Here is a 13,447-nt window from a genome sequence, read left to right as displayed (position 1 = left end):
GATCATATCGATACATCACGGATCTCTTCTTCATCATGTTGTACGTCTATTATGCCTTTAACAAACCCGAAAATGATATACGTAACGCAGATTGGGAAAAAAGTAACCTTGGGATAAAGCACAATAAGGAAAAAAAAGATGATAAAAAAAGCCAACTTAATTTTGTTTTTAATACTACCGTGTTTTGTAATCTTGGGGTAAGTTTCATATTCAAAATGGCTAATCATTAAAAGACTCAGAAAAATTACAGAAGCAGCCAAGCCTACCGGAAATCGTATCGCCCCCCATACAGTTTCACAAAAAATTAAATAAGAAGCAAGAGTTGAGGCTTGAGCAGGAATAGGCAAGCCAACAAAATTTTCTTTTTCAAATCCCTTTAACATCAGGTTGAACCGCGCTAATCTGAAAACTCCGAATAAGAGAGGTAAGAAACTAATCACAATTCCAAGGTTACCAATTTCATTAAAATACCAGGTATACAATAAAATTGACGGGGCAACACCAAAAGAAACCACATCCGCAAACGAGTCTATTTCAACTCCAAGTTTACTGAAACTTTTGGTGATTCTTGCAACAGTCCCATCTAAACCATCAATAATTCCCGCTAAAATAATCAACCAAGCAGCAGCTGTCAAATCGCCTTCCAAAGTATTCTTAATAGCCAGAAAACCACAAAAAAGATTCCCGATCGTAAGAATTCCAGGAATCAAAGCGCGCTTATTTGGTTGCATATTTCCCAATGACTGTCTCACCTCCTTTAACCTTTTGGTTTTTAGTTACCATAATTTCCACATCAAGCGGCATAAGTACATCGACACGCGAACCGAACTTAATCATACCAAATCGTTTGCCTCTTTCTACCGCAAATCCTTCACGGATATTACATACAATTCGACGCGCCAGGATACCTGCGATCTGTTTAAAAAGAATTTTGCAATTATGGTTTTCAATTCCGATAATCGTTTGTTCATTTACTATTGACGCTTCCGGACGAAATGCCTGGAGGAATTTTCCTTTTATATAGCTGAAATATCCTACCTTCCCGGATATGGGAATTCTATTTATATGAACATCAAAAACTGATAAAAAAATACTAACCTGTCTTGCTTTGGATTGTAGATATGTATTCTCATCAACTTCTGTAATTTGAACGACTTTACCATCACCCGGAGACAGTATTACGTTTTCATCATTGGGTATAGATCGCTCCGGATCACGAAAAAAATAAACGATAAAAAAAGAAAACAACCAGCCAAATCCAGCCACCATAATAATTGGATGCGAATAGTTGATTATACTAATTACCGAAAATAAAACAGTCGGAAGTAAAACAGCTATTAGAATTCCGATTCCATCTTTAGCCATAAGTTAACTTCTTTTTGATTATAATTTCAACACTCTTCTCATCATTTCCTGGTACGCTTCTTCAACACCGCCCAAATTTTTTCGGAAACCATCTTTATCAAGCTGCTTGCCGGTTTCCAAATCTAAAAATCGACAGGTGTCCGGTGATATTTCATCACCAAGATACAATTCATTCTTAAACCTGCCATACTCGAGTTTAAAATCCACTAATCTGACTTTTCGTCTAATGAAAAATGATTTTAAAATCGCATTAATTTTAGTCGCAGATCTTACAATGAATTTCATCTCTTCAGGAGTAGCAAGGCCAAAAGCAGCTGCATGGTATTCGTTCATCATTGGATCATTGAGATCGTCATTTTTAAGATAGAATTCCAATATCGGATATTTTAAATCCTCGCCTTCTTTACAGCCATATTTGGCAGATAAACTTGTCGTGGCAATATTCCTAATAATAACTTCCACCGGTATCATTTCCAACTTTTTTACTAGCATTTCCCGATCTGACAAGGCTTTTGTCAGATGTGTCCGAATATGATAGCTCTCCAAATAATTTAACAGGTAGACAGTAATTTTATTGTTTACTATACCTTTATCTTTAATGATACCCTTTTTCTTTCCATCCAAGGCTGTGGCATCATCCTTGAATTCGATCACCAGCAAATTTTCATCTTCTGTGTCGAACAGCTTCTTAGCTTTTCCTTCGTAAATTACATTACCCTTCTTCAATAAACCCTCCCATCTTTAATTAAGTCCTATTCTTTCAAAGATTGTATTTACATGTCTTAAATTATTTTGTAAATCAAAACAGGTATCAATTTCATCTTTTGAAATATATGAATGAATTTCCTCAGATTCCAAAACAACCTGTTTGAAGGCTACATTATTTTTATTCCAAATTGAATGAGCCAACGATTGCACAATTCGGTAGGCTTCTTCCCTGCTTACTTCCTTTTCAATGAGTTTCAATAGTAATGCCTGTGAAAAAACCAATCCATTTGTCTTTTCCAAATTGTTTAGCATTGTATCCGGGTATACAAGCAACCGGTCAATCACATCTTTCGTTTTCGTAAGGATGTAATCCAGGACGATGCAGCTATCCGGAAAAATAACCCGTTCAACCGATGAATGGCTAATATCTCTTTCATGCCAGAGCGGCACATTTTCTAAAGCTGCAAGAGCATTCCCTCTCAGTAGTCTCGCCAAGCCTGAAATACGCTCACATGTAATCGGGTTGCGCTTATGAGGCATTGCCGATGATCCTTTTTGACCTTTCGCAAAATATTCTTCAACTTCTAATACTTCTGTTTTTTGCAAAGCACGGATTTCAATGGCCACTTTTTCAAGCGTTGAAGCGATTAATGCAATAGTAGTCATAAAGTGGGCATGCCGATCACGTTGTATGATTTGATTAGAAATTTCGTCTGGTTTTAATCCAAGTTTTGCACATGCTTTCTCCTCAATTAGTGGATCGATATATGCAAATGTTCCGACTGCGCCAGAGATTTTTCCCACACGTATATCCTCAAGGGCATTTACCAACCTTTTTTCATGACGTTTAAATTCGGAATACCATATTGCCAATTTTAATCCAAAAGTAATGGGTTCCGAATGAACTCCATGGGTTCGGCCGATACATGGAGTATTTTTGAATTCCAGGGCCCGTCGTTTTAAAACTGATAAAACACTCTGGATATCAGCCAAAAGAAGATTACCAGATTCCACAATTTGAAGCGCAAAGGCTGTATCCAAAACGTCGGAAGATGTCATCCCATAGTGAATATACCTGGAATCGGGACCAACGTATTCGGCAACATTGGTCAAAAAGGCGATAACATCATGGTTGGTCTCGGCCTCAATTTCCAAAATTCGATCGACATTGAACCTGGCTTTTTCCCGAATATTCATCCAGGCGGAGGATGGGATTTTTTCGGTTTCTGCATACGCTTCACAAACAGCAAGTTCAACATCAAGCCACTTTTGAAATTTATTTTCTTCTGTCCATATTTTACCCATTTCCGGCCGTGTATATCTAGCAATCATAATAAAACTTTTTTCAACTGACCTTTCCTAATTTTAATTGAAGCTTATATAAGCGTGTTTTCCGCAGGATAATAACCTCTATTAAATCTCCAGCACGGGCATCTTTATTGTCAAGTACTTTCCAAATATCTTTTGTTGAATTTATTTTGTCACCGCCAAATTCTGTAATAATATCACCTACATTAAAACCAGCGTCACTGGCAGGACTATTCCGTTCTACATTGGAAACGATGACTCCTTTAGTAGTTTTCAATCCGAAATATCTAGCTACACTTAGGCGGAGATTTTCAACTTCCAATCCTGTTATAAATTGTCTATCTATCTTACCGAATCTTTTTAATTCTTCAACAACTTCTTTGACTTTGTTGATCGGAATTGCAAATCCCAGACCGATAGAGCCCTGGGTTTGCTGGTTGCCCGTATATATAAAGGTGTTGACTCCAATTACCTGGCCAAGCGCGTTTGCCATAGCACCACCTGAGTTACCCGGGTTTATAGCTGCATCAGTTTGAACCATTCCTTGATAAACACGGTCATCTTCCTGCCTGCCAAAATTCATATTTTTTGCACTGATTACCCCAACAGTAGCAGTAGGCTGTTGCCCCAATTCAAACAATCCAAATGGATTGCCAAGAGCTATTGCCCACTCGCCGATGATAATTTCATCCGAATCGCCTAATTCGCAATACGGTAAATTATTCCCGTTGATTTTTAACAAAGCGATATCCGAAATATAATCGGATCCGATTATTTCGGCTTCATATTTCTCTCCGTTAGCTAGAAAAACTTCAGCCCTTACTGCATTATCAACTACGTGATCATTGGTTACAATATAACCATCAGAAGAAAGAATAAATCCGGAACCAATACTTTTTACTTTCTTTTGGCGTCTTCTTTCAGGAAAATACGGTTCAAAAAACCAATCACTAAAGGGGTTTCTGGTTACATATTCTCGAAATTGAGTTACATTGATCCCAACAACACATGGCGTTAATTTACTAATTGCCCGGGTTATCGAATTGGATCTGGAATTAGTAATATCATCATGGATAGAACTTTGGTTTGAGCTAATCCTAGGTTCTACAACACTATTTTCAATTAAAGAGACATTGGATATTGCCTGCTTTGGTTCTTCGTTACTCTTTCCACATGCAAATATAATTATGCTGAAAAAAACCGTAATGACCTTGAATATTGTTTCGTGAAATTTCATCATAAGTTTATGATCTACCAAACCTTACTGGTTAATTTTTTCCCAATCCTGTAGAAATTTATCAATACCTAAATCGGTTAGCGGATGTTTAACGAGCTGTCCAATCACTTTTAAGGGCATTGTCGCAATATCCGCCCCCATTAATGCAGCCTGCACTACATGAATTGGATGCCTGATACTTGCTACTAAAACTTCTGTTTCAAAAGAATAATTGTCAAAAATTTGGATGATCTGCTCAACCATTTCCATGCCGCTATTGCTAACGTCATCAATTCGTCCCACAAACGGACTCACAAAAGCAGCACCCGCCTTTGCGGCTAGAAGAGCTTGCGATGGCGAAAACACCAGGGTCACGTTGGTGCGGATTCCTTCTTTTTTAAATGTTTGCGCAGCTTTTAAACCAGCCAATGTTAACGGCACTTTCACAACTATATTTTCATGAATCCCTGCATGTTCCCGACCTTCTCGCAACATACCTTCATAATCGTTCGCCACAACCTCGGCACTAATCGGCCCATCGACAATTTCGCAGATTTCTTCCAGGATATTCCTGGGTGATTTTCCATCGCCTGCCACTTTTGATAGCAAGGATGGATTGGTCGTAACGCCATCAAGCAAACCCATATCTGCTGCTTCACGTATTTCAGTTACGTTTGCTGTGTCGATAAAAAACTTCATTATACCTCCAATATATTTCTATCATATTCAATTTTTATTAAACATAATCCCTTAGCGGGTGCAGTAATTCCGGCAACTTTTCGATCTTTTTGTATTAACATTAACTTAAAATCTTCAACAGAAAAACGGCCTTTACCTACTTCAACCATTGTACCGACTAATATTCGAACCATTTTATGTAAGAAACGATTAGCACAAATGTAAAAGGTTAAAATATCTGGCATTGTATACCGCCAATAGACTTCAAGGACTGTACAAAGATAATGATTTACTTCTGCTTGTGTACTACAAAAAGATTGAAAATCATGTTCGCCGATTAAGAGTCGAGAACCTTGCTGCATCTCAGAAATATTAAGATTCTCTTGAACACACCAGGAAAACCTTGAATTCAATGCGCTCTTACTGCGAGTTATTTGATACAGGTAATGCCGGCGAATTGCGTCGAAGCGGGCATTAAATTTCTCATCTATCGGTTGAGCGGAAATAATACTAATTGAGCCTGGAAGTAAACTATTCACGCCATAGATGAGAGACTTTATATCACGGTTCTTTGTAGATGTAAAATTTACAACCTGTTCTTTAGCGTGTACTCCTGCATCGGTTCTTCCTGCACCATTAACAGATATTTCCTCTTGAAAAAGTTTTGAAAGAGCATTTTCTAATTCACTTTGAATTGTCCGTTTATTGGGTTGTATTTGCCATCCTGCGTAATCTGTTCCGTCATATTCAACAACAAGTTTAAAGGAATATTTTGGCATCAAATAATAGTAATAAAAACAGCGACCAAAAATACCCCTGCGATAGAGGCATAATCCAAAAACCTAAATTGTAACCTGCTAAAACTTGTTCTCTCTTTTCCTATTTGGAAACATCGAGATTCCATTGCTAAAGCGATATCATCTGCTTTTCTAAAAGAAGAAATAAACAGAGGGACCAATAAAGGAATTAAATTTCGTATTCTTTGGATAAATTTTCCATTGAAATGTGCGCCTCTTGCTACCTGTGCCAATTTTATTCTTTCAGCTTCTTCCAATAAAATCGGAATAAACCGAATAGCGAGTGTAAGCATTATGGCAAACTCATTTACCGGGAATTTCAATTTCTTAAACGGCGCAAGCATTCTTGATAAGCCATCAGTCAATTCCATTGGTGTGGTTGTCAAAGTAAAAATAGTCGAATAGCCAATTAATAATCCTAGCCTGATTGAAAATGCGGTTGCTCGTAGTATTCCTTCATCTGTAATGCCTAAATTAATAATAGGAATGGTGAATAGAATTTCACCGGATTCAATAATCGCATTCAAGATAAAGGTTAGTAAAAATAACCATAGAAATGGTCTGAGATTTCTAAAAACAACTGTAAAGGAAATTTCTGAAAAATAAATCACACAGAAAAGAAACAAAGAAAAGAAAAGATAAATGAATAAATTAATATTCAAAACCAGGAAAATCATTATTATTAATAAAACAATGCTTTTAGAACGAGGATCTAATTGATGGATTGGGGAATTAGAAGGGTAATATTGGCCTATTGTAATATCATGAATAATCGACATTTATTTCTATCTTTTTGATATAAATATAATAAAATTGCCGGGAAATTCAAATAAAAAGGGAATTACCATTTTTAGAAAAAATAAACCAAATGTTTTTAAAAAATTGCTTGACAATGATTCATCTAAAATTTATTTTAATACTACTTCAAGATTTAATATTTCTCTATAGTGTTGGTAAATTAGATTAGTTTACATGGTATATCAAAACTAGGGTGGTACATTTGTTTTCGATGTGTTTATTATGAAAAATCAGTCAGGAAATAAATTTGAGCGCGCAATCGGAACTTTTATCCGGGAGTGTATTAAACTAAAAAAGCATGAAACGACTCTCATCATAGCTAACTTAAAATCGATTACTCCCGCAACAGCTCTTTTGAATTACACGCTTACTCTAACAAATAATGCATACCTGGTTCAAATTCCGGAGCTACAGAAGCCGGGTTTTTTATCTCCGATATTGAGAATGCTAAGCGAAATAGATGTTTTAATTATAGCATGTGATATGGATTTTCGATACCTGGAAAGTTTGAACCAGCAAATTGATCACAACTCCCGCATTATCTATTTCCCCTATTTCAATCAATCAATAAGGAAAAAATCAATACACGTTAATTATAACAAGCTCAAATTAATGAGTAACCGCCTTGCAGATATTTTTTCAATCGGTAAGAATCTGGAATTAAAAAGTGATGGTGGAACTCTTCTGCAATTGTCAATTAAAAAAGAAAATGGCATTACATTGGATGGTAAGATGAATGAGAAGGGAATATTTTCTATTTTCCCTAGCGGGAAAGCACAAGTGTGTCCCGTAAGTAATTCAACGAATGGTACAGTTGTCGTCGATGGGTCTATCCAGGGAGTAGGACAAATAACAGAAGAAATAAAGTTAAATTTTAGGAATGGCCGTTTAGTTAGAATTTTCGGGAATGGTCAGGCAGATTTGCTGCGAAAATTCCTAAAAAATAAGCCGTTCTCAACCGCAAGAGATTTGATTCGAATTGGCGTGGGTACAAATCACAATGCTAAAGTTTCCGGTAATCCTTACGAAGATGAAGTGGCTTACGGAAGAATTCATTTGGGAATCGGGCAATTTAGCCAATCTAGTCGCCGATCAAACTTACTTAATTATTTCCGGATCACTCTACGCAAGGCCGAGCTTAGTATTGATGGCAGACCGGTAATTTCCAATGGCAAAATGATGGTTTAATAGCTAATTCTACTTTCCTTTATTCATAATTTTGCTACTTATTTTCTGAATAAACCTCTCAAAACAATGTCATTTAGATAATCTTTCATGCTAACTGTTGTACCTGAAAATATCAGCCGTAAATGCTTACCGGATAAAAACATTCGGGTACAAGTTTATCTGGGGGTTATTTTTTCTTAAATAGTGTCTGAACGAAAACTCATTGCCCATACCACTCATTGCTCTAGAGTATACTCACGCTAGAAGCATATGGGAGTGACAAAAAAGGCTATGGGGCTGACAAATTGTGGGAAAAGCTGAGATGCTGTTTTCATTCAGACATTATTTAACAGATGGTTGCCAACACAAGCATCTAACAAATTAGCTAATTCCCGGGCCTGGTTTCTGCGGGTATATTGAATGAGATTATCAGGAATTTTGGTTATAGAAAACCTGTCTTGTTTTTTATGAAGATGATGAAGAAGTAAAAAAGACAGAGCTTCCTTAATTTGACCTGGATTATCAGGTTCAGCAAGATAACAATCGGGCTTATTTTTAAGCAATTCAAATGCTGAAGTGTGTTTCGGAACAATTGCTAAAATTGGCTTTCCGGTCCCTAAATATTCGAAAATCTTACCAGTTACAATTCCCCGTGCATTTTCCTTCGATAAAATAAAGAGGAGAGCATTTGATCCCAAAGCATAAGCAAGACTTTCTCTATGCGGCATATAGTCTTCAAAATAAACGATCTCATCCACAGAATTAGTAACCTGAGGTAATGTTATACCAAAATGTTTTCCGATAAAATAGAATTGAAATTTTCCAACATAATTTGGATTTTCTTGTATAAACTCATCTAAAACTTTGATTATCAATGTCGGAGATCTTTGAGGGTTGAGGTTACCAAGATAAGAAATGGTAAACTTATCAAATTTAATTGGTACTGTATCTACAAAATCAGATGGATCAAATCCGTTTGGAATTACGATAACTTTTTCTTTATCCTGCTCTTTAGCGTTTGATCGTATTGATTCAGCGATGGGTTCGGAAACCGCAATGATTTTTTCAGCATTTTGTGAAATCATTGACATGATCTTATGGTATTTACGCTTATGCCATTTCGTTGGGGCATAGACTTCATCCTCGGTAGTCCAATAATCCCTAAAATCTGCAATCCAGGGGAGTTTTAATTTACCTGCGATTAGATGCGCTGATACCGGCGGTGAGGTCGAATAAACGGCATCAAACTGGATTTTTGAAGAGAGATTGCGAATTCTATTCATCGCAAAGGGTATCCAGAGAATTTTTGAATCCGGGTAAAAAACTTTACGGAGCAATTTAGCCCAAAAAGAGAATTGGGCGCTCGTTCCATTTCCGTGTTTTTTTGTGGCACTTCCTTTTTGCTTACGATTTATAAACGAAAGAATCTTCGCCATGCGTGCAGGGTCCAAAGAACCGGTTCGATTAATCGGAAGATGATTGACTTCGTTCAGTAAAGTGTTATCAAAGGCATAGTAAAGAATATCTTTTACTGTTACAACATAGGGTTGCCAACCAAATTCAGGTAGATACCGGGCAAATTTTGTCGATCTTTGCACGCCACCCATACCTAATGGTGGAAAATAATAGGAAATAAAAAGTAAGTTCCTGGTAGATTTATTGGACAAAATAAAGATAATTGAGTTAACGATTACACTTCGTTATATAATTTCAGAAAATCTTCGTAGTGTTCCGCCCTACGGATAATACGGAAATTGGTGTTATCAACCAAAATTTCCGCCACTCGGCACCTGCCGTTGTAATTTGAGCTTAGTGAGTATCCATATGCTCCCACGGAAAATATAGCAACTTGCTCGCCTGTTTCAAGAGCTGGCATTAATCGATCTCTTGCAAAAAAATCTCCCGTTTCACAAATCGGTCCAACAACATCTACAACCTCCTCCTCACATCGATCCATGCTAGAGATTGGCAATATGTGATGATAAGCCCCGTATAAACTTGGACGGATCAAATCATTCATTCCCGCATCAACAATGATAAATTTTTTAGTTCTGGTTTTTTTGATGTAAAGCACGGTTGTTAATAAAATAGCGGTATTTGCTATCACAGCACGCCCCGGCTCAAAAATGAAGTTAATCGGTAAATCTTGTAAATGTTTTCTAATTGCTTGTAAATAATCATTTACAGTCAGTTGAGTATTGTTATCATCACCAGGATAAATTCCTTTAATATTTCTATACTCAATACCCAATCCACCACCAAGATCTATATTTTCAATCTGGATACCACAATTTATTAATTCAAAATAAAGTTCTCGAATTGCCTGGCTTGTATCTTCGAATGGTGAAATTTCAGTGATTTGAGAACCAATGTGGACATGAATTCCCTTTAATTCAACAAATGGTAATGAATCAGCTAATTTAGCGAGTTCAATTGCATCTTGTTTTTCGATGCCGAATTTATTTTGTGTCAAACCTGTACTGATGTAAGGATGGCTCTTCGCATCGATATCCGGGTTCACACGGATATGAATATTTGCTTTGCTGTTGTCCTGTTTAGCCCATGAATGAATCAATTCCAACTCTTGAGAACTTTCGATGTTAAACGCTTTTATATTTTCTTTTAGAGCAAAGCGTATTTCATCTGCCTGTTTCCCCACTCCGGCAAAAACGATTCTTTCGGGAGAAAATCCAGCTTTCAAGGCTAGAAATAATTCTCCACCCGAAACAACATCGGCACCGAACCGATTTTTAGCTATGATTTTTAACAATTCGAGATTATCATTTGCTTTTAAAGCGAAGCAGAATAATGCGTTTTGACCATCCTTTGAAGATGGCCATTCCAGCAAATTCTTTTCCAGCTTTGCTCGAGAGTAGATGTATGCTGGTGTTGGGTACGCTTGAGCAATTTGTGAAACCCGAACCTGTTCGATTATAAGTTCTCGATTTTTTATTTTTATTGACATTTTCGATTAAAGGCGGGTATTTTTTTAATAAACCCGATCACCAAAAGTATCGAGTAAATCTTTTATTTCAAGCGTGGTCTTTATCTTAAATGGTTCTCCAAATTTTTTTCCAATTCGATGACCATAATAAGATGCCCTTGTGATTAACATTTCCATAAATTGCGGGCTCGATATGAATGTCTCTTCTTCATCAGTCCTGAGATAGGATTTATTATGTACCTGACTATGATAAGCCAAGATTGCCTCCTTTTTGGTGTCCATTTCGTCAGATATATCCATCACAAAATCGGGTTCAAAATCCCAGGTTAACATATAATAAATCAAATGAGCTGGCCGATAATGTTCCTGGTTGGTATCTATTTTTTTTAGACCGGAAAGGAAAGAAGCTTCTTCTATAATACGAGATGCATTGCCGTGGTCAGGATGCCTGTCATCCCAATGTGGCAGTAAAATTAAAGTAGGTTGGTATTTACGGATCTCCCGAATGACTTTTAATTTAGCATTTTTTTCAACTGTCAAATAACTATCGGGCAAATCCAATGGATGGTAAACTTTAGCGCCGATAATTTTAGCTGCGTTTTCAAATTCTTTAGCACGTAATTCCTCACTGCCGCGTGTTCCCATTTCACCTCGAGTCAATGGGATGATTCCGACAGAAGCGCCCTTCCGAACAACTTTAACTAAAGTGCCTCCGCACGTCAGTTCCACATCATCCGGATGTGCTCCAAATGCAAGTATATCCAGTTTCATAAACTTTAATAATTAATTAGATTTCAAATTGATCAATTGATGATTCGAATTAAAAATATCAATTTGTTCAAAGAGAATTTTAATAAACTGCTCACCATATCGTACGTAAAAAGGTAGTAAATTAAAAACTCTTTCCTGTGGAGCATTGTTAGGATAAACAGAGTTAACTAATTTTTGCATTTGAGATTTAAGAGTTTCATCCTTTTGCCGGGCAGCTTGCATTAATTTCTTCCTCAGGAAATCAAATTGATTTGCACTTCTCCCTTTAGCAATCTCAGCTGGTTTTTTTAAGTTTTGATCAAATTGATTGGCAATTTCAACAAGTTCTTGCCAGATTTTCGCAACAACTTTTTCACCATCATCGATGCTTGAAAACATTGATTTTGGTATTTCCCGTTCAGCTACTAAATTAATAATTCTTGTTCTTTGTTGAAAAATATCCTGAATCGTTAGATGATATTTTCGTAGTATTTTTTCTGTTTTAGGTTCAATAAGTGTTACAGAAGTTCTCGGGAAAGCAATTGGCATTATAACATCCATGCAATCATATGCTTTTTTTAGTTGGGCAAAATAGGCAAGTTCAGAAGGACCTAACACAATAGCCAAGGTTGGGAACAGTGTATCTTGAAATAACGGCCGTAAGGCTGCATTGGGACTAAATTGCTCAGGGTGTTCACAGAGGATTTGAACAAGCTCGGATTTTGAGTATTGTTTTTGCGAATCCTTAAACACCAAATTCCCATTGGAAATAGCAATAATCTCTCTTTCAGGGTTATGATAAAATAGATTTAATAGCCCACCTTTTAATTGAAGTTGAGGAGTATAGCCCAATTTGACCAATGCTTCTGTTTGATCCATCACAGCCTTGGAAACCGGACTTTCTTCTTCAATCTCTTTTTGAAATAATGGAATTGCAATTTGCTTAAATATTTTATCAGAAGGATTAATCACAATTAAACCATAATCTCTTAAAACGTGTTGAAGCCAAATCGCAAATGAATCTGCAAAGTAATTATTTTTTTGATAAGCAGATTCGAGACGATCCAGGATGGATGTCCGAAATTCTGTTTCTGGCAAATGTGATTTCAATAATTGAAAATTATCTTCAATGTCAGTTGATAAGTTCCTCGCCGAAATTGGGATTTTCCCATTGTCTTCCCCGCTATATGAAATTTGTTCAACTTGTCCAGACAAGCTAAGCAAATTTATGTGATTCACCTCGGCGAAATCATGATCATCCGACGCCATCCAAAATATAGGTAAGACTATTCGGCCGGTCTTTTTGGATAAGCTATCAGCAAGCTTAATTACGGTAATTGCTTTGTAAAGTGTATAAAGAGGACCGCCAAACAACCCGGTTTGTTGCCCGCCCACAACCACAAAAGACTCGGAATCCTTCAACGATTCAATATTGTCTAACGTCAAATCTCCGGAATCAAATAATTTATTTTGCTCTAGTAGTGCTTCAGAGATCAATTTCCGCGGGAAGCTCCTGTGAGATAATTGTTTAGCTATTTTTTGATAAGCATCAAAATCAGAAAAATGAAATGGTAAAAACTTGGTTAAGTTTCGTCCGTCCAAATAATCAATAACGAAACTTTTAGGCGGGTAGAATTCAGAATAAGGGATTGTGTGATTCAATTCTTTTGATTTCTCATTATTACTTATTTTTGATTTTCATCAAAGTAATACATC

At 36.6% G+C, this 13,447-nt stretch carries 13 protein-coding genes; 1 reads left to right on the top strand and 12 read right to left on the bottom strand.

All coding sequences use genetic code 11. From position 1 onward, the window contains the following. Positions 1 to 2: 2 nt before the first annotated feature. The 8 genes from pssA to IIC38_05440 are packed head-to-tail and all read right to left on the bottom strand — an operon-like array spanning position 3 to position 6,851. A complete protein-coding gene (gene pssA, locus IIC38_05475; protein ID MCH8125395.1) occupies positions 3 to 731 on the bottom strand; it encodes a CDP-diacylglycerol--serine O-phosphatidyltransferase in 729 nt (242 codons plus the stop codon). Next, on the bottom strand, positions 718 to 1,365 hold the full coding sequence (locus IIC38_05470) for a phosphatidylserine decarboxylase family protein (protein ID MCH8125394.1): 648 nt from the start codon (positions 1,363 to 1,365) through the stop codon (positions 718 to 720). The genes pssA and IIC38_05470 overlap by 14 nt, the downstream gene beginning before the upstream one ends. A gap of 18 nt (positions 1,366 to 1,383) precedes the next feature. Beyond that, on the bottom strand, positions 1,384 to 2,091 hold the full coding sequence (locus IIC38_05465) for a phosphoribosylaminoimidazolesuccinocarboxamide synthase (GenBank protein ID MCH8125393.1): 708 nt from the start codon (positions 2,089 to 2,091) through the stop codon (positions 1,384 to 1,386). Between the two features lie 15 nt (positions 2,092 to 2,106). Further along, the gene (locus tag IIC38_05460; GenBank protein MCH8125392.1) at positions 2,107 to 3,405 is read right to left on the bottom strand and encodes an adenylosuccinate lyase; all 1,299 of its coding nucleotides are present in this window, start codon (positions 3,403 to 3,405) and stop codon (positions 2,107 to 2,109) included. A 13-nt stretch (positions 3,406 to 3,418) separates the two neighbouring features. Further along, positions 3,419 to 4,621: a trypsin-like peptidase domain-containing protein gene (locus IIC38_05455; GenBank protein MCH8125391.1), complete on the bottom strand. Its 1,203-nt coding sequence runs from the start codon at positions 4,619 to 4,621 to the stop codon at positions 3,419 to 3,421. Between the two features lie 21 nt (positions 4,622 to 4,642). Next, on the bottom strand, positions 4,643 to 5,296 hold the full coding sequence (gene fsa / locus IIC38_05450) for a fructose-6-phosphate aldolase (protein MCH8125390.1): 654 nt from the start codon (positions 5,294 to 5,296) through the stop codon (positions 4,643 to 4,645). Beyond that, positions 5,296 to 6,054, bottom strand: coding sequence for a tRNA pseudouridine(38-40) synthase TruA (gene truA / locus IIC38_05445; GenBank protein ID MCH8125389.1), 759 nt, complete (start codon positions 6,052 to 6,054; stop codon positions 5,296 to 5,298). The genes fsa and truA overlap by 1 nt, the downstream gene beginning before the upstream one ends. Then, positions 6,054 to 6,851, bottom strand: a complete 798-nt coding sequence (locus IIC38_05440; GenBank protein MCH8125388.1) for an energy-coupling factor transporter transmembrane protein EcfT — start codon at positions 6,849 to 6,851, stop codon at positions 6,054 to 6,056. Before IIC38_05440 ends, truA begins: the two co-directional genes overlap by 1 nt. Positions 6,852 to 7,092: 241 nt before the next feature. Here IIC38_05440 and IIC38_05435 point away from each other — a divergent pair, with 241 nt between their 5' ends. Next, positions 7,093 to 8,058, top strand: coding sequence for an aminopeptidase (locus IIC38_05435; protein ID MCH8125387.1), 966 nt, complete (start codon positions 7,093 to 7,095; stop codon positions 8,056 to 8,058). A 314-nt stretch (positions 8,059 to 8,372) separates the two neighbouring features. On the opposite strand, the gene IIC38_05430 is transcribed toward IIC38_05435, so the two are convergent. From IIC38_05430 to bshC, 4 genes are all read right to left on the bottom strand, one after another. Continuing rightward, on the bottom strand, positions 8,373 to 9,635 hold the full coding sequence (locus IIC38_05430) for a glycosyltransferase (protein ID MCH8125386.1): 1,263 nt from the start codon (positions 9,633 to 9,635) through the stop codon (positions 8,373 to 8,375). A gap of 92 nt (positions 9,636 to 9,727) precedes the next feature. Then, positions 9,728 to 11,002 carry a diaminopimelate decarboxylase gene (gene lysA / locus IIC38_05425; protein MCH8125385.1) on the bottom strand — a complete coding sequence of 425 codons (1,275 nt, stop codon included), beginning with the start codon at positions 11,000 to 11,002 and terminating at the stop codon, positions 9,728 to 9,730. Between the two features lie 24 nt (positions 11,003 to 11,026). Continuing rightward, a complete protein-coding gene (gene bshB1 / locus IIC38_05420; GenBank protein ID MCH8125384.1) occupies positions 11,027 to 11,752 on the bottom strand; it encodes a bacillithiol biosynthesis deacetylase BshB1 in 726 nt (241 codons plus the stop codon). 12 nt (positions 11,753 to 11,764) lie between these two features. Next, entirely contained in the window at positions 11,765 to 13,393 is a 1,629-nt protein-coding gene (gene bshC / locus IIC38_05415) for a bacillithiol biosynthesis cysteine-adding enzyme BshC (GenBank protein MCH8125383.1), read from the bottom strand. Between the last annotated feature and the right edge of the window lie 54 nt (positions 13,394 to 13,447).

The organism is candidate division KSB1 bacterium (assembly GCA_022566355.1).
Taxonomy (GTDB): domain Bacteria; phylum Zhuqueibacterota; class JdFR-76; order JdFR-76; family DREG01; genus JADFJB01.
Note: the sequence above shows the minus strand (reverse complement) of the source record. Positions and strands in the feature narration are given on the sequence as shown.